Source organism: Marinomonas shanghaiensis (genome assembly GCF_003259175.1).
Lineage (GTDB): Bacteria > Pseudomonadota > Gammaproteobacteria > Pseudomonadales > Marinomonadaceae > Marinomonas > Marinomonas shanghaiensis.
Genome location: NZ_QGOK01000016.1, coordinates 111,710 through 136,297 on the forward strand (window position 1 = coordinate 111,710; position 24,588 = coordinate 136,297).

The 24,588-nt window shown below is 45.4% G+C and carries 18 protein-coding genes; 7 read left to right on the forward strand and 11 right to left on the reverse strand.

All coding sequences use genetic code 11. The features are described from left to right. Nucleotides 1-1,378: 1,378 nt before the first annotated feature. The 8 genes from pgi to dksA all read right to left on the reverse strand — a co-directional run bounded on the left by pgi (nt 1,379) and on the right by dksA (nt 10,054). On the reverse strand, nt 1,379-3,025 hold the full coding sequence (gene pgi, locus DKT73_RS13770) for a glucose-6-phosphate isomerase (RefSeq protein ID WP_111639135.1): 1,647 nt from the start codon (nt 3,023-3,025) through the stop codon (nt 1,379-1,381). Nucleotides 3,026-3,048: 23 nt separating this feature from the next. After that, a complete protein-coding gene (panC, locus tag DKT73_RS13775; RefSeq protein ID WP_111639136.1) occupies nt 3,049-3,897 on the reverse strand; it encodes a pantoate--beta-alanine ligase in 849 nt (282 codons plus the stop codon). After that, nucleotides 3,897-4,721, reverse strand: coding sequence for a 3-methyl-2-oxobutanoate hydroxymethyltransferase (gene panB, locus DKT73_RS13780; protein ID WP_111639137.1), 825 nt, complete (start codon nt 4,719-4,721; stop codon nt 3,897-3,899). The genes panC and panB overlap by 1 nt, the downstream gene beginning before the upstream one ends. A 3-nt stretch (nt 4,722-4,724) precedes the next feature. Continuing rightward, complete coding sequence (folK, locus tag DKT73_RS13785; RefSeq protein ID WP_198666630.1) at nt 4,725-5,207, reverse strand: 2-amino-4-hydroxy-6-hydroxymethyldihydropteridine diphosphokinase; 483 nt, start codon at nt 5,205-5,207, stop codon at nt 4,725-4,727. Between the two features lie 14 nt (nt 5,208-5,221). Further along, complete coding sequence (gene pcnB, locus DKT73_RS13790; RefSeq protein WP_111639139.1) at nt 5,222-6,655, reverse strand: polynucleotide adenylyltransferase PcnB; 1,434 nt, start codon at nt 6,653-6,655, stop codon at nt 5,222-5,224. 562 nt (nt 6,656-7,217) lie between these two features. Continuing rightward, entirely contained in the window at nt 7,218-8,603 is a 1,386-nt protein-coding gene (locus DKT73_RS13795; RefSeq protein ID WP_111639140.1) for a sigma-54-dependent transcriptional regulator, read from the reverse strand. A gap of 100 nt (nt 8,604-8,703) precedes the next feature. After that, nucleotides 8,704-9,600, reverse strand: a complete 897-nt coding sequence (gluQRS, locus tag DKT73_RS13800) for a tRNA glutamyl-Q(34) synthetase GluQRS (protein WP_111639141.1) — start codon at nt 9,598-9,600, stop codon at nt 8,704-8,706. 19 nt (nt 9,601-9,619) lie between these two features. Next, a complete protein-coding gene (gene dksA, locus DKT73_RS13805; RefSeq protein WP_111606847.1) occupies nt 9,620-10,054 on the reverse strand; it encodes an RNA polymerase-binding protein DksA in 435 nt (144 codons plus the stop codon). Nucleotides 10,055-10,222: 168 nt separating this feature from the next. Between dksA and DKT73_RS13810 the strand changes: the two genes are divergently transcribed. After that, the gene (locus DKT73_RS13810; RefSeq protein WP_111639142.1) at nt 10,223-11,389 is read left to right on the forward strand and encodes an aminotransferase class I/II-fold pyridoxal phosphate-dependent enzyme; all 1,167 of its coding nucleotides are present in this window, start codon (nt 10,223-10,225) and stop codon (nt 11,387-11,389) included. Between the two features lie 15 nt (nt 11,390-11,404). On the opposite strand, the gene lptG is transcribed toward DKT73_RS13810, so the two are convergent. Next, entirely contained in the window at nt 11,405-12,466 is a 1,062-nt protein-coding gene (lptG, locus tag DKT73_RS13815) for an LPS export ABC transporter permease LptG (RefSeq protein ID WP_111639143.1), read from the reverse strand. 5 nt (nt 12,467-12,471) lie between these two features. Beyond that, nucleotides 12,472-13,590: an LPS export ABC transporter permease LptF gene (gene lptF / locus DKT73_RS13820; RefSeq protein ID WP_111639144.1), complete on the reverse strand. Its 1,119-nt coding sequence runs from the start codon at nt 13,588-13,590 to the stop codon at nt 12,472-12,474. Nucleotides 13,591-13,846: 256 nt separating this feature from the next. On the opposite strand from lptF, the gene DKT73_RS13825 reads away from it, so the two are divergent. The 4 genes from DKT73_RS13825 (at nt 13,847) to DKT73_RS13840 (ending at nt 19,336) form a co-directional block, all read left to right on the forward strand. Beyond that, nucleotides 13,847-15,307, forward strand: a complete 1,461-nt coding sequence (locus DKT73_RS13825) for a leucyl aminopeptidase (RefSeq protein ID WP_111639145.1) — start codon at nt 13,847-13,849, stop codon at nt 15,305-15,307. 289 nt (nt 15,308-15,596) lie between these two features. Then, nucleotides 15,597-16,070: a hypothetical protein gene (locus DKT73_RS13830; protein WP_111639146.1), complete on the forward strand. Its 474-nt coding sequence runs from the start codon at nt 15,597-15,599 to the stop codon at nt 16,068-16,070. 135 nt (nt 16,071-16,205) lie between these two features. Beyond that, on the forward strand, nt 16,206-18,989 hold the full coding sequence (locus DKT73_RS13835) for a valine--tRNA ligase (RefSeq protein ID WP_111639147.1): 2,784 nt from the start codon (nt 16,206-16,208) through the stop codon (nt 18,987-18,989). A gap of 89 nt (nt 18,990-19,078) precedes the next feature. Beyond that, nucleotides 19,079-19,336, forward strand: a complete 258-nt coding sequence (locus DKT73_RS13840) for a cold-shock protein (protein ID WP_111639148.1) — start codon at nt 19,079-19,081, stop codon at nt 19,334-19,336. Here the strand turns inward: DKT73_RS13840 and DKT73_RS13845 are convergent. Next, on the reverse strand, nt 19,333-19,881 hold the full coding sequence (locus tag DKT73_RS13845) for a CBS domain-containing protein (RefSeq protein WP_232827882.1): 549 nt from the start codon (nt 19,879-19,881) through the stop codon (nt 19,333-19,335). The two genes, DKT73_RS13840 and DKT73_RS13845, sit on opposite strands and share 4 nt — an antisense overlap. Between DKT73_RS13845 and tadA the strand changes: the two genes are divergently transcribed. Continuing rightward, entirely contained in the window at nt 19,880-20,377 is a 498-nt protein-coding gene (tadA, locus tag DKT73_RS13850; RefSeq protein WP_111639149.1) for a tRNA adenosine(34) deaminase TadA, read from the forward strand. The two genes, DKT73_RS13845 and tadA, sit on opposite strands and share 2 nt — an antisense overlap. 109 nt (nt 20,378-20,486) lie before the next feature. Continuing rightward, a complete protein-coding gene (purL, locus tag DKT73_RS13855) occupies nt 20,487-24,386 on the forward strand; it encodes a phosphoribosylformylglycinamidine synthase (RefSeq protein WP_111639150.1) in 3,900 nt (1,299 codons plus the stop codon). Nucleotides 24,387-24,588 lie beyond the last annotated feature (202 nt).

The following is a 24,588-nucleotide window of genomic DNA, read 5'->3' on the forward strand; positions in this document are numbered from 1 at the left end:
TAGAGATATGTAGGTGGATAATGGCACATACGTAGCATAGAGCATTTCTACTTTCTTATGTCTCTATAAAGTGATCCCAGAAAAGATAATAAGAACTGGCGTTGATAAGTGAACTGTAAATTAGGGAATATGCGATTAAGTCGGGAACATGAGATAATCTTGCCAACTTAAGCCAACGATGATTCATCTCCAGCATGAACAAGCTCTCCTTCGCCGATACTGAATTTACCAGCAAACGTCGAGAAACCCGAAAAGAACTCTTTCTTGGCCATATGAATGAGTACATAAATGGTTGTCTGATACTGGTATTTACTTCAAAGAAGGCACGATCATTGATGCAACCACCATTGAAGTGGCTAGCTCGGCTCAAAACACAAGATTCTGAAAACATTAAACGCAGTAGGGAAAGCAATGTTTATTTGGCCTGAAAGCAAATATTGGTATCGATGTGAAACGAGGATCGGTACACAGCATTACGACAATATCCGCGGATGTACACGATCTTAAACCGCTGCCATAACTCATATTTGGAGAAGAGTCATTTGTCTCATCGGGTTCAGGCTATCGGGGCGTGGAAAAACTCAAAGAAACGATCAATAAAAAGCTAGATTTGCAAACAGTTTCTAGATCGCATTGATTGTATCGCCTATTACACCTTTTAAGAAACTTTTATACCTGTTTTTAAGTTACAATAAAATGCCTTAATATTGACCTAAGATTATTCGTTAAATTATTCGCCCATGTTGATAATTTGGTCTCTGAAAGCGTCTCTGAGGTGGAGAGATATTCAGGATTAGTTAAGGATGTGTGAGTGTAATTTTGAAAGTACTCTTGAGCACTGGTTCTAGCAGCTATACTTCTTCATTTATGATTTGCTTTAGGCCAGTGGTTTTGACGTGTAGAGAGGTTGTCGGGTTGAAGCCGCGACCTACATGAAAGCTTCGCTTTCAACGGCACATTACGCTGTCGCTCATGATGCCCTACGATTTGGTGTCATGTGATGTAGAGAGGTTGTCGGGCTGAGGCCGCGACTTACATGAAAGTTTCGCTTTCAACGGCACATTACGCTGTCGCTCATGATGCCCTACGATTTGGTGTCATGTGATGTAGAGAGGTTGTCGGGCTGAGGCCGCGACCTACATGAAAGCTTTGCTTTCAACGGCACATTACGCTGTCGCTTATGATGCCCTACGATTTGGTGTCGTGTGATGTAGGGAAGAGTTGTCGGGTTGAAGCTGCAATCTACATGAAAGTTTCGCTTTCAATGGCACATTACGCTGTCGCTTATGATGTCCTACGATTTGTTCTGTTTCTAAGATAAATAAAAACACCAGCCTCGGCTGGTGTTTTTAGTAGCGCTGTATAAAAAGCTAAACGGTTAAGATTGAGCTTTTTTGAACGCGTTGATCAGTGCTTGGGTGGAGGCATCCAGTGCGCTGTTGTCGCTGTCGCTAACTAGGCGGTTGTAGATGTCGGTTCCTAATACTTTGCCCAGTTCAACGCCCCATTGATCGAATGAGTTGATGCCCCAAATGGTACCTTGGACAAAAGTGCGGTGCTCGTAAAGCGCGATTAACGCCCCCACGGTGGCGGGTGTCATTTTGTCGGTCAGTAGCGTGTTGCTTGGGCGGTTGCCGTTGATCACTTTGTGCGGTGCAATCTTGGCAACCTGTTCGTCTGTTGCGCCAGCATCGCGAAGCTCTTGCTCTGCTTGTTCAAGGGTTTTACCCACCATCAAGGCTTGCGACTGACTTAAGCAGTTAGCAAACAATTGTGTGTGGTGTTCGCCAATGGGGTTGTGAGACGCCAATGGGGCGATAAAGTCTACTGGCACAAGGCGAGTACCTTGATGCAATAACTGGTGGTAAGCGTGTTGACCGTTGGTGCCAGCGCCACCCCAGATGATTGGGCCTGTGTCGGTTTCTACGCCATCGCCGTTTAATAGATTCGCTTTACCGTTACTTTCCATGTCGAGCTGTTGAATGTGAGCGGGCATGGCGCGAAGGTAATGGTCGTAAGGAATCAAGGCGTGGGTTTGGGCGTTGTGGAAGTTGATGTACCACACGCCCAGCGTACCCATGATAACGGGGAGGTTTTCTTCAAACGGGGCGGTGCGGAAGTGCTCGTCCATTTGGTGAGCGCCGTCTAGCAAGGCGTAGAAGTTGTCCATGCCAACGGCAATAGCAACAGGTAAGCCAATCGCTGACCAAAGAGAGTAGCGTCCGCCAACCCAGTCCCACATTGGGAAGATGTTTTCTTTCGCCATGCCGAAATCAACGGCTTTTTTCACGTTGGAGCTCACGGCAGCGAAATGTTTGCTGACGTTTTCTTGTGAGCCGCCGTTGCTTAGGAACCAGTCACGCGCCGCGTTGGCATTGGATAAGGTTTCTAAAGTGCCGAACGTTTTAGATGAAATCACAAAAACGGTGGTTTCAGGGTTGACTTGTTTTAGTTTGCCTGTGATGTCTGAACCATCAATATTGGCAACAAAGTGAACCTTGATGTCGTCTTTTTTGTACGGTGTTAGGGCTTCTGCAACCACTTTGGGGCCAAGGTAAGAGCCACCGATGCCGATAGAGACAACATCAGTAATGCGTTTGCCTGTGTAGCCTTTCCATTCGCCGCTGTGTAGTTGGGCAACAAATTGTTCCATTTGTTTCAGTGTTGCGCGTACTTCGGCGAGGACGTTGACGCCATCTACTAGCAGTGTTTCTTGCGCTTGGCTAGCACGTAGAGCGATGTGTAAGACAGAGCGATCTTCGGTATTGTTAATATGCGCGCCGCTGAACATGCCTTTAATAGCGCTCTCTAACCCTGCCTCTTTTGCTAGATCCGTCAGTAACGACAGGGTTTTTTCATTGGCGCGGTTTTTTGCGTAATCCAATGTCCAACCTGCCGCTTGAGTCGTGTATTTTTCGGCACGTTTGGGGTCTGCGGCGAACAAAGATGTCATGTTAACAGACGCCATTTCTTGTTTGTGCTCTGTTAATTTCTGCCAAGCAGTCAATTCTGTGGGTGAGCCCATTACAATCTCCCTAGAAATCAAAGTTATAGCTCTACACGCAAATTATCAATCAAGCGTGCACTGCCTAAGTGTGCCGCAGCCAAAATGACCAGGCGTTTCTCTTCTTCTGACGGTGTTTGTAAATTATCTTGTGCGCGGATTTCGAAATAATCACGACGGAAACCAGCCGCTTCAAGCTTCTGCTGAGCTTGTTCGCGAATGTCCTCGTGACTCGCACGGTTTGCTAGGAGCGCCTCTTTCGCCCATAGCAGTGTTTGATACATTGCTGGTGCAATGCGTCTTTCTTCTTCTGTTAGGTAGCCGTTTCGTGAGCTCATGGCAAGTCCATCGTCGTTACGAGCGGTGTCAACGCCTATGATACGCACGTTTGAACTTAGGTCTCGTACCATGTCTTCAATGACTTTTAATTGTTGGAAGTCTTTGTTACCGAATATGGCACAGTCTGGCTGAACAATATTAAACAATTTTGTTACCACGGTGGCAACGCCAACAAAGTGACCTGGACGCGATGCGCCACATAGGATGTCAGATAAGCCCATGACTTCGATCTGTGTCTGACTGCGTTTGCCATCTGGGTACATTTCTAAGGCGTCAGGTGCGAACAGATAATGACAACCGTTGGCTTCAAGGACTCGCTTGTCTTCTTCGAGTGTTTTTGGGTAGCGCTCTAAGTCTTCGTTGGCGGAAAATTGCATTGGATTAACGAAAACAGAAGAAACAACCACGTCGCCTTCTTCCGTGGCTCGACGGATCAGTGACATGTGGCCGTCGTGTAAGTTGCCCATGGTTGGTACAAAGGTAATGCTTTTGTCTTGTAGGCGCTCAATTTTTAGCGCGGCACGAAGTTCAGCGATAGTATGGAATGTTTGCATTATTTGAATCCGTGCTCAGGTCCAGGGAAGGTCATGTCTTTTACTTCTTTTACGTAGGCTTCAAAGGCTTGCGTTACATTGCGACCGTCGGTTAAGAAGTTTTTTACAAATTTGGGAGTGTGGCCAAGGTTGATGCCAAGCATGTCGTGCATTACCAATACTTGGCCATCGGTATGGTGGCCAGCGCCAATGCCAATCGTCGGCACGGGAACGGCTTCCGTTAATGTTTTGCCCAGCTCTGTTGGGATGCATTCGTACAGAAGAATGTCAGCGCCTGCCGCCACAAGGTCTAATGACTCTTGTAAAAGTAAGTCGGCTGCGTCTTGGCTTTTACCTTGCACCTTGTAGCCGCCAAACTTATGAACGGACTGCGGTGTAAGACCTAAATGTGCGCAAACAGGAATGCCTCTTTGGCTGAGCAGTTTGACGGTGTCTGCTAGCCAGCTACCGCCTTCTAGCTTGACCATGTTGGCGCCGGCTTGCATCAGTTTTGCCGCGTTATCAAGTGCTTGTTCCGGTTTGCTGTAACTCATAAAAGACATATCCGCGAGGATGAAGGCGTTGGTATTGCCTCGTTTAACAGCCGCGGTGTGGTAGCACATATCTTCGATGGTAACGGGTAAAGTGCTGTCTTGGCCTTGTATGACCATGCCTAAAGAATCCCCAACCAAAATGGTTTCCACGCCTGCCACGTTCATGACATTGGTAAATGAGGCATCATAGCTGGTGAGGCAGGTGATTTTCTCTTTATCCGCTTTCATTTTTTTGAGTGTGGATAGTGTAACGGGTTTGGTGAGCTTTCTTTGTGAGTTATCTGAATACATAATTTATTCTTCTTTGATCAAGACCAAATCGCTGGTATCAAGTTGCTGTAATTGCTCGGTAACGGTTTTGCCATTTGCTAAGCGCATATCAGGCGCCAAGTCGCTAAGCGGTTTTATTACAAACCCTCGTTCTAGCATGAAGGTATGCGGCACAATAAGTCGTGGTAGCTGTATTATTTCCTGTCCATACAATAGCAGATCTAGATCTAAGGTGCGCGGTCCCCAATGTCGTTCTCTAACACGGCGTTGTGATTGTTCGATGCTTTGCAATAAGTCGAGTAAATCAATGGGGGATAAGTTGGTTTCGAAGGTGGCGACGGCGTTAACATAGTCAGGTTGGTCTTGTGGGCCAACCGGTTTGCTGCCATAAATAGAAGAAACACGAAGATGTTTTACATCGTCGTGTTTCTTTAGGGTATCAATGGCGCGGTCAAGCTGCGCCATTGGGTCTTCAAGGTTACTGCCGAGGCCAATATAAGCGTGTATCAAGAGGTGTCCTCTTACTCGTCAAATGTTTCTCTTTGCGGTGCGTTACTTTTCTTTCGACGACGAGGGCGGCGTTTTTTAGGGCCTTCTTTGTCGTTCGTAAAGTTATCAATGCTTTTTATCAGCTCTCTTTGTTGGCTTTCTGTGCCGTGCTGGAATTTTTCCCACCAATCGCCCAGTCCGTCTAATTCTGTTCCGCTTAATTCACGTATGAGCAAGAAGTCAAACCCTGCACGAAAGCGTGGGTGTTCGAGCAGCAAGAAGGCGCGCTTTCCGTAGCGTTTAGGGAGACGATATTGCATATCCCAGATTTCACGCATTGGTGTGGAGAATCGACGCGGAATGGCAGTGGAAGCGACTTGATTGTCCAGCACCATATTAGCTGCTTGATGCAACGCTGGTGTGGCCGGCATTCCTTGAGCTTGAAATTCTTCATGGCGCAGAGCCACACTAGGCCAAAGTAGGACAGCATATAAAAAATACGGCGCGGTCGTTTTGCCACTTTGGATTCGATCGTCGGTATTTTTTAGACCTTGAAGTATGAAGGCTTGCGGGTCGATATCATGGCGTTTCCAGCCACTTTGCAGCAAAGCGTCTGTATCTGGAAATAAGTAACGGAACAAACCGTATTGGCGTAATAAATGGAAAGTGTCAATGCCATTACCGCTGCCAAGAAGTTTTAAGACTTCTTCAAATAAACGCGCGGGTGGAATGTGGTCCAGCAGGTGTGCCATTTCTTTGATTGGCGCAGCGGTTTCGGCTTCTATCTCAAATCCTAGTTTGCCAGCAAAGCGAATAGCACGCAGCATACGAACAGGGTCTTCTTGATAACGTTGGCGTGCGTCGCCAATGATTCGAATTTGTTTGTTTTCAATGTCTTTCAAGCCGCCGCAGAAATCATGAATGCTGAAGTCTTGGACATTGTAGTATAAGGCGTTGAAAGTGAAGTCTCGGCGTTCTGCGTCTTCTTCAATATTGCCGTAGACATTATCACGCAAAACAATGCCATGAGCGGAACGGGCTGAGTCTTTGCCTTTTAATGATGTGGTTTGTGTGTCGTCATCATCATCGTCTTGTGCAGAATTCGCTCTGAAAGTAGACACTTCAATAATTTCGCGGCCAAATGTGACATGGACGAGTTTAAACCGACGACCAATAAGTCTGGAGTTCGAGAAAATATTGTGTACTTGTTCTGGCGTAGCGTTGGTGACCACATCGAAATCTTTTGGCTCTATGCCAATTAAATGGTCTCGAACACAGCCGCCAACAAGGTAAGCATCGTAGCCAGCTTTATTTAAGCGATACAATACTTTGACAGCATTGGGGCTCAAGTCTTGTCGAGATAAGCTGTGATCGCTGCGAGGGATAATAATAGGGTAAGTCTGTGCCTTTGGAGAGGCAAACAGTGAGGTAGCTTTACGTACCAGAGATTTTAATCCTGTAAGCATTAGACAACAAATTTTAAAGTTAACGAAAAGGGCATTCTACACGTGATAGAGTAAAGTTACACGAATAAAGGTTGTATTTAGGTGATTTTGATACGTTGAAAAGGGTAGGTATTTATAGCGACTATTGCTTATTTACTGAGCAGTAAATAAAATAATCGCTTTGGATACATGAAGATACTAGTTCCGAAAACAAAGTGGGTGCTGCTTCTGCAGTTCTACTCAAGTTTTATTTTTATTATTGCATTGTTTTCATTGCCCGAAGGCTTGTATATCTAAAAAAATCAATTATCCAAAGCGATTTTCCATCCATGACCTCAAGTTTTTATTTTTATTTGAAGAGGTCACGGTGTTCTTACATGTTATTTTTATTTTTAAGAACCTACATACGACGATTAACTTATTTTTATTCTTGGTCAATCTTCTTATCGTTGTGTCCTATATAAGGCATTTGTTGTGCCAAAAATAATAAAGTGCTGATTTCATTAGGTTTTAGTGTGTTTTTGTACACTTTCTTTACAATTTTGTGATTATTTTTTGGGTATTTTGGTATCAAGTGTTACTTTTAGGTTGTTACCTTTTTGGGTATTGCCAACTTCTGTCGTCTTTCCCACAGGCTTTTTCTTGATATGCCCAAAGAATGTGCAAGTTGGGTTTCTGTCATCTTGTGTTGGTGCGTTAATACAAAATGCTTAAAGTAATCGTCGAGTGTTGTTCCTTGGGGTGAGATGGTATTGTCTGCTGCTGAATGTGTGGTATGGCTAGTGTTTTGCTGGCTGGCGAGTTTTAAATTGGCGGCTTCGACCCGTTCTGGCGGGCTAAGAATAACGGCTCTTTCAATCGCATTCTCTAGCTCTCGCACGTTACCTGGCCAGTTGTGCGCTCGGATGGCTTTATCAAATGTTCGGTTGTAGCTGTACATTGGCTTGTTGTGCTTCTGGCATGCTTTCTCGAGTAAAATTTGTGCCAGCATGGAAATGTCATCGCCTCGATCTCTCAGTGGCGGCAGCAAGAGCTCCATGACGTAGAGTCGATAGTATAAATCCTCGCGGAACCGTCCTTGTTTGACCATGGCAATTAAATCTCTATGTGTCGCGGTAATTAATCGAATATTGACCTTGGTTGATTGTGTGGCACCCACTTTACGAATTTCACCCTCTTGAAGAACGCGTAGTAGTCTTGCTTGCGCTTCTAGAGGTAATTCGCCGATCTCATCGAGAAAGAGTGTGCCCTTATCTGCGGCATAAATTAAACCGTCGTGGGATGAGTTGGCGCCTGTGAAGGCGCCTTTCTCATGACCAAAAAGCTCTGATTCTATTAGGTTTTCCGGAATGGCGGCACAGTTTACGCTAATGATGGGGTGGTTGTGGCGACGGCTTAGGTTGTGCAGTGCTTTGGCAACCAGTTCCTTCCCTGTGCCTGATTCGCCGCGAATCAGTACGGTAACGTCTGTACCCGCGATTTTACGCATGTCACTAAACAGGTCCTGCATTAAGGGGGATTGACCAATAATGCCGCTGCCAGGCGTGCCTAGCGTCAACGCCTCCTCTTTTGTTGTCTGCTTGCTGGGCGTTGTTGGTGATGGCGTTGCCTCTTGTGCCTCATCCTGCTCCAGCACATTGACGACATGTTTGAGCAGGGTTTCAGAGTCGGTTGGCAGTGGCAGATAAAAAACCGCTCCTTGTGCCATGCTGTTAACCCCCGTGCTGAGGCTGGCTTTAGCGTCTAGAACGATGCGGCGAGGTTGGTTAGGCAGTTCTGTATGGTTGTTGTTAAGGTGTTGAATGGCTTCTTGATCTATTAGCAGAAGGTTAAATTCTGTCAGTTCATAATATTTGTTGGCCTGCTCTAAGGATTGACTGATATTTACTTGGAAGCCATAGCGAGATAACCACTTTTCAGACTCTTTGAGTGGTGAATGGTCAGGGCAAATAATCATGATGCTGTGCATTAAGTGTCACCTCTTGTAACTGATGTAACGATTATACACATACGGTTTTGTGGGTCGAGGGGATGATTTTTTTAATTGGATGTGTGGCGTGGGTGGCGACTTAGATGAAATGCAGGTCTTGCTCTTCCAGTGGCAGATCCTTAAGCGCTTTGAGTTTATCTGGATCCCACGCTTCTACTGACTGTGAAAGGGCTTCAGCGATGGTGGTAGGGGCGTTTAGGTCAATTTTAAGGTAATGAAGGGCGCGTAGCAGGGTCGGTAAGTGGCTATTTTTAATGGGTTTTGCATGATTTTGTTTGCTGATTTTATCGCCAATATGATTGGTGATGAGAGGGATATGACAAATACTGGGTGGTGTCCAGCCAAAGAGGTGATAAAGATGAAGTTGCTGGGCCGTGGTTTCAATTAAATCTGCACCTCTGACGAGGTGGGTAATGTTTTGTAGGTGATCGTCAACCACGACAGCCAGCTGATAGGAGAAGAAATCATCTTTTCGTTTCAGTACTGGGCTGTTTTTTAGGTCGTCAGTAAAAATCAGAGTATCTTGAATGCGATCTTGGCATTGATAAACGGTTGAGCTGGCTTTTAGTCGCCAAGAGTGTGGTTTTTTGATGCTACTGTTGCATTCCAAGGGGTGGTTGCCATCATTTGGAGCGAGAGATTGTCTCGTGCAATTGCATGGAAAGACTTGCCCATGCTGTTTTAATAATGACAAATAGTATTCGTATATGTCGCTATGCTGGCTTTGTATTCGAATGTTTTCATCAGAAAAAAGCTGATAGCTGTGAAGGGTGGTTACGATCTGTTCGGCAAATTCTGTCTTGCAGCGTGTGCCATCTACGTCTTCAAGGCGAATAACCCAAGAACCATGGTTTTTTTTGGCATCCAAATAGCTCGCTAATGCGCTGACTAGCGAGCCAAAATGGAGTGGGCCGGTTGGCGAAGGCGCAAAACGGCCACGATAGAGAGGCATAACAGGATTGGCGTAATTAGGCACTGTTTTAAAGTACTTAGCGTTAGCCGCCGATTTGTCTCTCTTTAATTTCCGCTAGTGTTTTGCAGTCAATACACATAGTGGCAGTAGGACGAGCTTCTAAGCGACGAATGCCGATTTCTATACCGCACTCTTCACAGTAGCCATAATCGTCGTTGTCAATTAACTCGATGGTCTGAGAGATCTTTTTAACCAGTTTACGTTCACGATCACGTGCGCGAAGTTCTAGGCTAAACTCTTCCTCTTGGCTAGCTCGATCATTTGGATCGGCATAATTCACAGCTTCTTCTTTCAGATGGTGAACAGTACGATCAACCTCTTCCATAAGATTTTGTTTCCAGTTGAGTAGGATGCTTTTAAAGTGCGCCAACTGGTTCTCGTTCATGTATTCTTCGCCATCCTTAGCAACATAAGGAGTGAAGTCTTTCATTAATGACTCAGGGTTCATATTTGGCATACGCATTGCCTCACTTCGCAGGTTTCCATTGTGGTAGCCTGTAACCAATAAAATTAGGTGATTTATTTTCGGGCGGAAACTTACCAGATAATGTGCTCGTTAACCACATTTTTTGCGTAAAATGTCGCGATATTTTTGAAACAGGTAGAGAAAGGTAGAGAAAGCTGGATGGAAAGGCATAAGTTAGCAGCAAGGGTGGAACAAATTGCGCCCTTTCAGGTGATGGCCGTTTTGGCTCGGGCGAAGCAACTGCAATCGCAGGGTGAAGATGTGATTCATCTTGAGATTGGTGAGCCCGATTTTGTTGCTGTGAAGGCCGTCGCTACTGCCGGTATAGCAGCTATTCAACAAGGTAAGACGGGTTACACTTCGGCAACGGGATTGCCAGATCTCAAACGCGCGATTAGTGACTATTATAGTAGCCGCTATCAGGTGAACGTCTCTCCAGAGCGAATCATTGTTACGCCAGGAGCCTCCGGTGCTTTATTGCTAATGGCATCGCTGATGGTGAACCCTGACGAAGACGTGCTGATGCCAGACCCATGTTATCCATGTAATCGCCACTTTTTGATTCAGTCTGGCGCAAAAGCCAAGTTGGTCGAAACCTTGCCCGAGAATGGTTTTGAAATGGATTTAAATACGTTAGAGCATCATTGGGGTGAGAGCACTTGTGGACTTTGGCTTGCTTCGCCATCTAATCCGACGGGTGCGGTACTGAGCCAATCTTATATTGCGAAAGCATGGGAAAAAGTGAAGGGGCTTGGTGGGCATTTGTTGGTCGATGAAATCTACCAGGGTTTGGTTTATGAGGGCGATGACTTTTCGGCTTTGTCCATTTCTGATGATATTTTTGTCATTAATAGTTTCTCAAAATACTTTGCCATGACGGGGTGGCGATTGGGGTGGTTAGTGGTGCCGGATTGGGCGATTGAGGGGGCGACAAAGTTGGCGCAAAACCTGTTTATTGCCGCGCCAAGTGTGTCTCAGTATGCCGCTATTAGTGCATTTGAGCCCGATGTGTTGGCTGAGTGCGAAGCGCGTCGTCAGACCTTAAATGCGAGGCGCCTGATGCTTTTGGCTGGGTTAGAGGCGATAGGCTTACCCGTTGTGGCGCCAGCTCATGGGGCGTTCTATGTTTACGTTGATGTGTCTGGTGTCACACAAGATGCGATGGCCTGGTGTTTAGCGTTGCTGGAAGAGGAAAAGGTGGCACTCACTCCAGGGGCTGACTTTGGTATCAAAGACGCTCATAAATATGTGCGGTTTGCTTACACATGCGACGAGTCTAGATTGCAAGAGGCTTTGACGAGAATTGCTCGTTTTATCGCCTCTTGATGTTTTGGTGAGGCGCTAACCTCTGCGTCTCACCAATATGATACCCGCTAATAAGCAGATGATGATGGGAATGCTGACCCCTATAATAGGGGGGAAGCTTACTGCAATACTCATTCTTCCAAATATATTCAGGGCATTTTGGAAGGCTAAACCAATGATGACTCCTGAGAAGATACGCCCGCCCATTGTGGAAGAGCGTAATGGTCCAAAAACACTGGAAAGCGCGACGAGGACTAGAGCTAGGGAGGCCACAGGGCGTAAAGCGGTAATCCAAAACTCTAATTCATATTGGGATGCATCGAGCTTTTCTTGGCGAAGATAGGTTTGGTAGTTCAATAATTGGCTAAGAGACAGCGTTTCGGGGTCTTGTGAAGCCAAAAATAAGTTTTCCGGCGTAATGCTGACAGTCCATTCTGCGTTGGGTAAGCTTTTTGTTTCTATGCGATCTGGAAAGAAGCGTGTTTCCGTGACATCGTTAAGCTGCCATTGTGAACCTTGCAGGTGTTGCGCAGTAGCGGCTCTTCTTGTGTATTTTAATTCTTGTTCTTTGGGCGCAAATATTTCTATACCGTATAGTGTTCCTGTGTCGTCGGCGGCATCGATATAAACAAAGTTGTTATCGGCTTTTAGCCAGACGCCGCCGCTGAGTGAGAATGTTCCGCTGGCTTGGTTTTTGAATTTCTCAATCAAATTGGCTTTTTGTTCGGCCGCTGGTGCAACAAATTCTGATATTCCCATGCCCATTAAAGAAACGAACAGTATGGGCTGGCATGCCGCAAAGCCAATACGCCAGATCGGCATACCGGCTGCACGCATAACGGTCAATTCAGAGGTAGCGGCAAGGGTCCCTAATCCCATTAATGTACCAATCAATGAGGCAATGGGAATGTATTCTGCTAGCTTGCCGGGTAAACGATACAGGATGACTTGCAGTAAGGATTGCAGTGTGTAGTTGTCGTTTACTTTTTTAATTTGCTCGATGAAGGTTAGGGCAAAATCCAATCCAAGCAGAACAACGGCGACAATTAAGAAGCCCCATAAAACGCTGTTTCCAATGTATCTGTCTATTCTGTTCATATCGATTACTCGTTTGTATCCGCTATGTTGGGGAGTCTGGCTTTGCGACGCTCAAAGACTTGATTGTATTGTGCAAACAGCACAGCGGCGACGAGTATGAAGATGCTGTGTATCCACCATAAACCGAGTTGAATGGGTATTTTGTCTTTTTCCAATGCTGTTCGTCCCCAAATGAGAAGAGCGATATACAGTATCATCAACAAAATGGCCGGTAGCATTTTGAAAAAGCGTCCTTGTCTTGGGTTTACTTGACTCAATGAGAGCCCAATGATGGCAAGAATAGGGATCATAATGACCAATGAAATTCGCCATTGCAGCTCGACTTTATCGATCAGTTTTTCACTCTGTATCAGTGTTAGGGTGCTTTGTGTATAGGGATCGTCTATGACACTGCTGTCTTGATTTTCCATACGAATGGCGTAAGTGTCGAAATGGGTGATGCGATAATTGGCCGTACCAGGTTTGCCTTCGTATCGGGTGCCATCTTTGAACACAAGATAGTTTCGGTTACCTTCCGAGCTAATGCGTATTTGCTCTGCATAAGCGGCTAGCGTTTGTGTGGGGATATTTTGGTTTTTTTTGCGAACCACGTCTGAAATGAAGATTTGTTTCATCCAACCTTCATCGGGAGTAAAGCTGTCTAAATAAGTAGTGCGTTGTCCACTGCCTTCAAAGCGGCCAGGTATTAAAAAATCGAAGGCAGACAGTTGATTTTGTGCTTCGGATGCTTCTGCTGCGCGGTATTCGCTTAAGGGTGCTAGCCAAAAATTTATGGTGGCGCTAACGGTTCCGACTATGCAGGCAATGCCAAGCGTGTAGCCAGCCAGTTTGATTTTACTGATGCCGCTTGAAAACAATACTGACATTTCGTTTTCTATATAAAGGCGCCCGAATGCCAATAGTAATGACAGAAAAAACGCTAACGGTATGATCATCTGAACAAAGCTGGGAATGTGATAGCCAAGAATAACGAATAGAAATTCGAAGGTCATTTTTCCTTCGGCGATACGCCCCAAGTAGCTTGATATTCTTCCACTTAGGATGACGAGCAATAAAATAAGCGTCACGCCAACGGTTGACACAAGCACTTCTTTCGCTAAGTATCTGAATAGTCTCAAGGTCACCTCTGGATGGATTCTGCTTTATTAAGCATAGAGTTGATTACATATCTAAAGCCCCCATTATCTCGTGGTAAGAAGGTTATTATCCAGTTTTTTTTAAAATGAGACCTTTGCATGGCGAAGCTGTTATTAAACAGAAGAATGATGATAGTCTGAAAAATAAGGTTTTAACGCAGGTTAAGGCGCGTTTTTATCGCATATTGGTTCAATTTTTCGTCTTGTACCACTGTCTTAAAGTTATTTTATTGAGGTTTTTTTCATGAATATGGCGTTATTTGATCGCTTATCTAGCGTGCAAGCGGATTTGCTTGTTGCATTTGTTCCAAGTGAAGGTGACTTGCCTGAGTCAACGGCTTGGGTGGATGAGAATGCCAATGGGCAAGTCTCTCAATTACGCGAAACGGGTGTGTTTAAAGGTGGCGTAGCGCAAACGCTATTGTTGCCTGGTGTATCGCAAGACTTCGCACAGGCCGTGTTGTTGGTGGGGATTGGTAAAGATGCTCAGTTGAGCGACATGCAAGCTCGTAAAGTGGTTGCGGCCGTGGCTGCCCAAATTAAAGGCTTGCCTTTCGCATCGGTTGCCGTTGCGAGTGCTGGCTTAGTATTGAAAAATCGTTCTCAGTCCGATGTACTTGCTCTGGTGGCTCAATGGTTAAATGAAGGTTTCTATAACTTCCTTGGCTTTAAAAAAGACGATGCTGAAAAAGCGACAAAAGTGACATCTTTGTTGTTAGAAGGCACGGATGAAGCCGCGTTGGCCATTGGCACAGCGACGGCGAAAGGTTCTGCGTTTGCTCGTCAACTAGGCAACCTTCCTGGTAACGTTTGTACGCCAAGTTACTTGGCATCTAAAGCGCAGCAGCTAGGGGAAGAGTACAGTATTGGTGTTGAGTTACTAGACGAAAGCAAAATGGATGAGTTAGGCATGCATTGCTTGTTGTCCGTTGGTCATGGTAGCGATCAGCCAAGCTATTTAATCGTGATGAACTACCGTGGTGGAGAAGAGGGTGAAGCGCCTCATGTTCTGCTCGGTAAGGGTATTACCTTTGATACGGGTGGTATTTCCTTGAAGCCAGGTCCTAAAATGGACGAAATGAAATACGACATGTGTGGTGCGGCTAGCGTATTTGGTACGATGAAGGCGATTTGTGAGTTAAAGCCAAAACTTAACTTCACTGCGGTGATCGCTGCGGCTGAAAATATGCCAAGTGGTCGTGCGACTAAGCCTGGCGATATCGTGAAAACCATGTCAGGTCAAACGGTAGAGATTTTGAATACTGATGCCGAAGGCCGTTTGGTGCTTTGTGATGCGTTGACTTACATCGAGCGTTTTAAGCCTAAATCGGTTGTGGATATTGCCACGCTAACGGGGGCTTGTGTGGTGGCTTTGGGTAGCGTGAATTCTGGCATGTACGCAAACAATGATGATTTAGCGGCGGAACTAAAAACCGCTAGCCAAGTCGCAGCGGATAAAATTTGGCAAATGCCGTTAGATGAAGAGTATCAGCAACAGCTGGATAGTAACTTCGCTGATATTGCCAACATTGGTGGTCCGGAAGCCGGTTCAGTCACTGCCGCTTGTTTCTTGTCTCGCTTTACTGGGTCTTACCCTTGGGCGCATTTGGATATTGCTGGTACGGCTTGGGCTGGTGGCGCTGCTAAAGGTGCCAGTGGTCGCCCTGTTGCTTTGTTAACTCGTTATTTGCTGGCAAAAGCCTAAGTTTCCACATTCATTTTAAAAAAGTAACATCAAAAGCAGGTGCAATTATTTGTCCCTGCTTTTTTTATGGCGGTGTTTCTGTATGGCAATGGCTCAGTACGTTCTGTGCAGAGGAAGGTGCATCTGATTAAAGCGTTATTTTTATTCCAGTGATATTGATGAATGGCTTTTACCCAATGGGGTAGACTTTTGTGTTTTTCAGTGCGAAAGTTGAGGGCTTTGAATGATGAGTTAAGCAAGTCGCTTTGTTTAACGCTTGTATTTTGCTTTCTTAATGTTGGTTTTTCCTATGTCAGATTTAGCCACTCAATATGATGATGGTGTTTTTGAACCAGATGAAGAAATCTTGATGTCTGCTTTGCGCAACCAAGATGATATTCCCATTCTGATGGACATCGTCGCAGAGATAAAACCTATACCTGTGATGCAGGACGTGCATATAACACAACCTCTTGGCAACGCTGAAGAGCCGAGTGCATTGCTGCATAAAGCGCAATTAGAAGACAATGTACCAGATGATTCTGTGAAAGATGCTTTAGACGAGCCATATGATGATTCTGTGGAGGATGCTCTAGACGAGCCACATGATGATTCGCTTGATGGGGTGGTGACGCTGAACGATGTCGTAACGGAGTCGGCTTTGTCGCAAGAGTTGATTGCTAAAGCCATCGCCAGCGTGCTTGAGAGGCGTTTGCCTGACTTAGTAGCGGAAGTTATGCAAGCGTTGCAGGCGGAAGGTGCTGGGGTGAATCAAAAAGAGTAATGCAAACAAAATAACCGTCGTTTTGTGCCTTGGCAGACGGCTTAATTCTTTACGTGTTATTCTTTATCTTGTTATGACACGTTATAATTCTTCCACTTACAATTGATTGCTATATAAGAGCCTTAAGACATCATAATGGAAAAGACCTACCAACCTCAAAGTATTGAACAGCCTATTTATAAACGTTGGGAAGAGGGTGGATATTTTTCTCCTCAAGGCAACGGTTCTCCATTCTCTATCATGATTCCGCCGCCAAACGTTACGGGTAGTTTGCACATGGGGCATGCCTTTCAGCATACCTTAATGGACGCCATGATTCGTCGTGAGCGTATGAAAGGCAGCCGTACATTGTGGCAACCAGGTTCCGACCATGCGGGTATTGCGACTCAGATGGTAGTGGAGCGTCAATTAGCAGCCCAGAACATCACGCGTCATGACTTGGGTCGTGAAAAATTCCTTGAAAAAGTGTGGGAATGGAAAGCGCAATCTGGTGGTACTATTTCCGATCAAATGCGTGTTTTAGGTGACTCTGTTGCTTGGGAAAAAGAACGTTTTACGATGGACCCTGGCATGTCTGCCGCGGTTCAAGAAGTGTTTGTTCGTCTGTTTGATGAAGGCATTATTTATCGTGGTCAACGTTTAGTAAATTGGGATCCTGTTTTACATACAGCCGTATCTGATCTTGAAGTGGTTTCTGAAGAAGAAAATGGCTTCATGTGGTATTTCCGTTACCCACTGGCTGATGGCGTGAAAACAGCTGATGGTAAAGATCATATTGTTGTTGCGACAACACGTCCAGAAACCATGTTTGGTGATGCTGCGGTAGCGGTTGCCTTAGATGACGAGCGTTTTACTGACCTTGTTGGCAAGTTTGTTGAATTACCATTAGTGGGTCGTCGTATACCAATCGTTGCCGATGAATACGTCGATAAAGAATTTGGTACGGGGTGTGTGAAAATCACACCTGCCCATGATTTTAATGACTATGAAGTCGGCAAACGTCATGACATGCCATTGATCAACATTTTTACCAACGATGCTTCTATTAATGATGTAGCGCCAGAAAAGTACCGTGGCATGGATCGTTTTGATGCTCGTAAAGCCGTGGTTGCTGATTTTGATGCGCTTGGCTTGCTTGAGAAAGTGGTTGATCATAAATTGAAAGTACCACGTGGTGAGCGTGGTAATACGGTTATTGAACCTTATTTAACGCAGCAATGGTATGTGGCGGTTGAGTCATTGGCTAAGCCAGCAATAGAAGCGGTTGAAAATGGCGATATTCAGTTTGTACCTAAGCAATGGGAAAACACCTATTTTGCTTGGATGCGTGACCTTCAGGATTGGTGTATTTCTCGTCAGTTGTGGTGGGGGCATCAAATTCCAGCATGGTACGATGCGGATGGTAAACATTACGTTGGTAAGAGCGAAGAAGAGGTTCGTACAAAATACAGCCTAGCGGCTGATGTTGAACTGATCCAAGATGAAGACGTATTAGATACTTGGTTCTCTTCGGCTCTTTGGACCTTTGCGACGCAAGGTTGGCCAGAAGAAACACCAGATTTTGCAGAATTCAGTGAATCGGATGTGTTGGTGACAGGCTTCGACATTATTTTCTTCTGGGTGGCCAGAATGATCATGATGACGTTGAAGTTTACCAATAAAGTACCGTTTAAAACCGTTTATATCACAGGTCTGATTCGTGATGAACGTGGCGATAAAATGTCAAAATCCAAAGGCAACGTTATTGATCCATTGGATTTGATCAATGGTATTGATATTGAGTCTTTGGTCGCGAAACGCACCTCTGGCATGATGCAGCCTCGTTTAGCTGAAAAAGTTGAAAAGAATACTCGTGAAACCTACCCAGAAGGTATTCAGGCGTACGGTACCGATGCATTGCGTTTCACACTTTGCTCATTGGCGTCTGGTGGTCGTGACATTAAGTTCGATCTAAACCGTCTGGAAGGCTATCGTAATTTCTGTAACAAGATTTGGAACGCAACACGTTATGTGTTGATGAATACAGAAGATCAAGATTGTGGTCAAAATGGCGCAGAGGTTGAGTTGTCCCTCGCGGATAAGTGGATCATTTCTCGTTTGCAGCGTACAGAAGAGGCTGTTAATCGTGCTTTTGATACCCATCGTTTTGATTTGGCGTCGCAAGCATTGTATGAGTTTATGTGGCACGAATACTGTGACTGGTATTTGGAATTGTCTAAGCCTGTACTGTGGGACGAAAACGCTACTTCGGCGCAATTGACTGGCACTCGTCGCACTTTGGTTCGTGTATTGGAGGCTTTCCTCCGTCTTGCACACCCAATGATGCCATTCTTGACTGAAGAAATTTGGCAGCGGATTGCACCGCTAGCAGGTATTGCCGGTGAGACCATTATGTTGGGTAAATACCCAGCCGCTGATGAGGCAAAAATAGACGTACAAGCTGAAGCAGACGTAGAGTGGTTAAAAGGGGTTATTGAAGGTATTCGAAATATTCGTGGTGAAATGAATATTTCGCCTTCTAAGCCACTGACTATTTTATTACGCAATGGCTCTGAGCAAGATAAGACACGTTTAGAGGCGAACGTAACTTTCCTACAAACCCTAGCAAAATTAGAGTCTGTGACTTGGTTGTATGCTGGTGATACCGCACCTATGTCAGCGACAGCGTTAGTGGGAGATATGGAAGTACTGGTTCCTATGGCGGGTCTAATCGACAAAGAGGCTGAAATTGCTCGTCTGCAAAAAGAAATAGACAAGGCAACAAAAGAGCTTGAGCGTATACAAGGTAAACTTTCAAATGACAGCTTTGTGGCCAAAGCGCCAATAGAAGTGGTAGAGAAGGAGCGCGCTAAGTGTGATGATTTGCAGCTTGCCGTGACTAAGTTGGAAGAGCAAAAGACCAGTATTGAATCTTTGTAACCGCGTTTTGTAAACACTGAAGGGTCGAAAGTGTTGTGCTTTCGACCCTACGCTTACTTTAATAAAAATAAAAAAAGAGGCGATAGAGAATGGAAAGACTAACGGGAAAAGTAAAGTGGTTTAATGACGCCAAAGGCGTTGGATTTATCAAGCGAGAAGAAGGCAGTGATGTGTTCGTGCATTATAAGTCGATTGCTTGTGATGGTCATAAAACTCTTAGGAAAGGGCAGCCAGTCAACTTTGAGCTGTCTAGCACAGACTTTGGTGTGCAAGCGCTTGATGTAAGAGTAGAGAAAGAGGCGCAATGCGAATCCTCTGACTCTAATCAGCGTGCCGTCAATGCTTAGATAGATTCCGTCAGCATTCTGTGAGCAAGTTTGACGAAGTCAACCGGCGTAAGAATGCCAACGAGTTTGTTATTTTGGGTCACTGGCAGGCAGCCGTATTTGTTTTCGATAAAGAATTCTGCGGCCATGCTTAGTTCTGTTTCTGGGCTAACGGTCAGTATGTCCTTGTTCATGGCGTTGGCAATCGGTGTTTGTTGCTCTTTTTTGGAGATCTGCTGAGTGCCAAACTGGCTAACTAAATGGAAGGCATGACGTAAATACTCACGTTGTGTGAGCATACCAACACATTCGCCTTCGTCATTTACGATGGGGATGTTTCTAATGTTTTTTTCTTGCATTAATGCTTTGGCTTTCGCTAAAGAGTCGTTTTCTCTTAAGGTAATCAAATTAGTAATCATCAAGTCGGCCACTGTGCGCATGACTGAATCTCCTTGTTCTATTTCAGCGAGTTTGGTTTGACAGTAGTGCTGAGTGTAGAGTGGTTTGCCTACTAAAGGCAATTGTGTATTTAAGCGAATGTCGCTGTCTTGAGGAAGATCAAACATGACAGACCAAGAATGGATGGAGCGAGCAATTCTACTGGCTGATAAAGCCGCATCAGAAAGCGAAATCCCAGTAGGCGCGATTGTCGTGCTTAATAACGAAATCATTGGTGAAGGTTACAACTCGCCTATTTCCCAATGTGACCCTACTGCCCATGCTGAAATTCAGGCAATTCGTGATGCATGTAAACGCATGAATAATTATCGCCTACCCGGTGCCACCTTGTATGTCACATTAGAACCTTGCTCTATGTGTGCGGGGGCAATCGTTCATGCGCGCATTGATAGAGTAGTGTATGCAGCGACGGAACCTAAAAGCGGCATTGTGGAGAGTCAGGGACGGTTTTTTCAAGCGCCATTCCTTAACCATAAAGTGACAGTTGAATCTGGTATATTGGCCGAAACGGCTGCTTTACAGCTCACTCAGTTCTTTCAATATCGTCGTGAACAAAAAAAGAAGCTTAGAGAACAGGCAAAAAGAGGCGATTTAGGCGATTAATTCCGTCATTTAGTGTAGAAATTTCATACTCTGCTAGCCTCTATTTGCCTCATTGATTTAAAATACCCGCACCATTTCCCCAAAACTACCAAGTGAGGCAATACTCAACATGCTAACTCTGCATGGTTCCGCAGCGCTATCAGCGTTTCGCAAGGCAAAGTTATTAGCCAATATGCAAGCATCTATTTCATCGGTAACCGATGTTGATGCGCAATTTCTCCATTTTGTGGAGCTGGCTGATAATCAAACGCTAACCGCTGAGCAGGAAACTGTTCTACAACGCGCTTTGGCCTACGGTCCTAAATCCTCCCAAGTCAGTTCATCTGATCAAAGTGTTTTAGTGGTTCCTCGTTTAGGAACGATTTCACCTTGGTCATCGAAAGCAACCGATATCCTTCATAACTGTGGCCTTGCGGCCGTATCCCGCGTTGAACGTGGCGTGGAATACTTTATTCATAGCTCAGCGCCATTGTCGCTTGAAGAGCTAGATTTGTTGTCAGCTATGTTGCATGACCGCATGACAGAAAGCGTGCTTCCGGCATTGAGCGACGCGTCTGACATGTTCTCTCATGCAGAGCCTGCACCCATGACAAGTGTTGATGTGCTAGGTGGTGGCCGTGCTGCTTTGGTTGAGGCAAACCAAACGCTTGGTCTGGCCCTTGCTGAAGACGAAATTGATTACCTTGTTGAATCTTTCATTGAGTTGGGCCGTAATCCAATCGATGTAGAGCTAATGATGTTTGCGCAAGCAAACTCAGAGCATTGTCGTCACAAAATTTTTAATGCGTCTTGGACCATTGATGGTGAAGAGCAAGAGCGCTCTTTGTTCAAAATGATCAAGAACACACACGAACATAATCCCCACGGCACCTTGTCAGCATATAAAGACAATGCTGCGGTGATGGAAGGTCACTTTGGAGGGCGTTTCTTCCCGTCAGCAGAGACTCGTGAGTATGACTTTAGCCACGAGCACATCGACATACTGATGAAGGTGGAAACTCATAACCATCCAACAGCGATAGCGCCTTTTTCAGGGGCCGCGACTGGCTCTGGTGGTGAGATTCGTGACGAAGGTGCAACCGGTGTTGGTGCAAAACCAAAAGCAGGTTTAAGTGGTTACACTGTATCGGATCTTAAAATTCCAGGCTTTGAACAGCCATGGGAAAGTCAGTACGGTAAGCCGTCTCGTATCGTAACGCCTTTGGATATCATGATTGAAGGGCCAATCGGTGGTGCGGCATTTAACAATGAGTTTGGTCGTCCAAATCTATTGGGTTATTTCCGTACTTACGAGCAAGCTATTCAAGGTGCGTCCAAAGAAGAAGTACGTGGTTATCACAAACCCATCATGCTGGCTGGCGGCATCGGTAACATTCGTCGTGAGCATGTTGAGAAAAAAGAGATCAAAGTAGGCGCTAAGTTAATCGTTCTAGGCGGTCCTGCCATGTTGATCGGTCTTGGCGGTGGTGCGGCATCTTCTATGGCGTCTGCCGATGGTAATGAAGATTTAGATTTTGCTTCTGTACAACGTGGCAACCCAGAAATGGAGCGCCGTTGTCAGGAAGTTATTGACCGTTGTTGGCAGCTTGGCGATAAAAACCCAATCAGCTTCATCCATGATGTGGGTGCGGGTGGTTTGTCTAACGCTTTGCCTGAGTTGGTTAAAGATGGCGAGCGCGGTGGTAACTTTGATTTGCGCAAGGTGCTTAACGATGAGCCAGGCATGTCGCCACTAGAAATCTGGTGTAACGAATCGCAAGAGCGTTATGTTATGGCCGTTTCTCCTGATCGTATTGAAGAGTTTACGGCGATTTGTGAGCGTGAGCGTTGTCCTTTCGCTATCGTTGGTGAAGCAAAAGAAGAAATGCATTTGCAAGTAGCGGATGAGCATTTCGATAACAATCCCGTTGATTTGCCAATGTCTGTATTGTTTGGCAAGCCACCTAAAATGCACCGTGAAGCCAAAAAAGCCATGATTGCTGGTGATGACTTTACTGCAGTTGATGTGGATTTGGTTGAGGCGGCAAATCGCGTGTTGAGTTTGCCAACCGTAGCAAGTAAAAACTTTTTGATCACTATCGGTGACCGTTCCATTACAGGCATGGTAGCTCGCGATCAAATGGTTGGTCCATGGCAAGTGCCTGTAGCAGACGTGGCGGTAACAACCTCCTCTCTAGAAAGCTACACCGGTGAAGCCATGACCATGGGTGAGCGTACTCCTGTTGCTTTGTTGGATGCACCCGCATCGGGTCGCATGGCGGTGGGTGAAGCCTTAACGAACTTGGCTGCAGCGCACATTACTAAGCGTAGCAACATTAAGTTGTCTGCAAATTGGATGGCGGCGGCGGGTCACGAAGGCGAAGATGAAAAGCTTTACCAAACTGTAAAAGCAGTGGGTATGGAATTGTGTCCAGCATTGGATATTGCCATTCCAGTGGGTAAAGACTCTATGTCGATGAAGACCGTATGGAAAGAAGATGGCAAAGAAAAGGCAGTAACGTCTCCGCTTTCTTTGGTTATCTCTGCTTTTGCACCAGTAACGGATGTTCGTAAGACACTAACACCAGAGCTGCAAAACAAAGCGGATACGCGCTTATTGTTGATCGATTTAGGTGCTGGTAAAAATCGCCTAGGCGGTTCTGTTATTGCTCAGGTTTACAATAAACTGGGTCAGCAAGCACCAGATGTGGATGATGCCGCTACGTTGGCTGGCTTCTTCGATACGACGCAAGCACTTAATGCAGAGGGCAAATTGTTGGCTTACCATGACCGTTCTGACGGTGGTGTGTTTGCAACCTTGGTTGAAATGTCATTTGCGAGTCATCTAGGTTTAAACATTGATCTTGATGAAGTGGTTGCTGATCGCCAACAAGTCGCTCCGGCATTATTCAACGAAGAATTGGGTGCAGTGGTTCAAGTCAATGAATCCGATGTGGTGGCTATTGTTGCGGCTTATGCAAAAGTAGGCGTCGCTGTTGCTTCTATTGCTACCTTGTCTGGTGACGATAGCATTCGTATTCGTTTTGCTGGCGAAACGCTTCTTGAAGAATCGCGTATTAATTGGCAGCGTGTGTGGTCAGAAACCAGCTACCGAATTCAAGCATTGCGTGATAATCCCGAGTCTGCACAGCAAGAATTTGATAACTTGCTTGATGCGAAAGATCCTGGCTTATCTGCAGATATTCGATTCGATCAAAATGAAGATATTGTTGCAGCCTTCATTGCTTCTGGTGTTAAACCAAAGATTGCTGTCTTACGTGAGCAGGGTGTAAATGGCCAAGTTGAAATGGCAGCTGCTTTCCATAAAGCAGGTTTCACACCGGTTGATGTTCACATGAGTGACATCTTGTCTGGTCGTACGACGCTGGATCAATTTAGTGGTTTAGTCGCTTGTGGTGGTTTCTCGTACGGTGACGTATTGGGTGCAGGTGAAGGTTGGGCGAAGTCTATCCTTTTCAACCCAGTTGCTCGTGAGCAATTCGAAGCTTTCTTCAACCGTCCTGATACATTCACCCTTGGGGTGTGTAATGGTTGTCAGATGTTGTCGAATTTATACGAGTTGATTCCAGGTGCTGCTCATTGGCCGAAGTTTGTTCGTAACCAATCTTCTCAGTTTGAGGCTCGTCTAGTGCAAGTAGAAGTTCAAAAGTCGAACTCTATCTTACTGGCTGGCATGGAAGGTTCTCGTCTACCGATAGTCGTTGCTCATGGCGAGGGTCTAACGGAATATCGTGACGATCAAGATATGGCAACTTTGGCTGCGGCGAACCAGATTTCGTTACGTTATGTTGATAACTACGGTCAAGCAACGGAACGTTACCCATTCAACCCGAATGGTTCTGCGCAAGGTGTGACGGGGTTAACGTCCGAAGACGGTCGAGTGACTATCATGATGCCTCACCCAGAGCGTGTGTATCGTACTGTTCAGCACAGCTGGCACCCAAGTGAATGGCAAGAGCAGGCACCATGGTTGCGCTTGTTCCAAAATGCGAGAAAGTGGTTGGGCTAATTATTAGCTTAAATTACTCATCTCAAAAAGGCTCCTAATCAAAAGTTAGGGGCCTTTTTAATATCTGATGAACTGGTTTTGAATGAAAAATAAACGATCCAGGTGTTTTTTGGACGTTTATTGAACGAAAAGCGTGAAAAATTAAATTAATTAAAAGAATTTTAAAAAAGAGGTTGCACAGAAAATTTTGGAATGTATTATA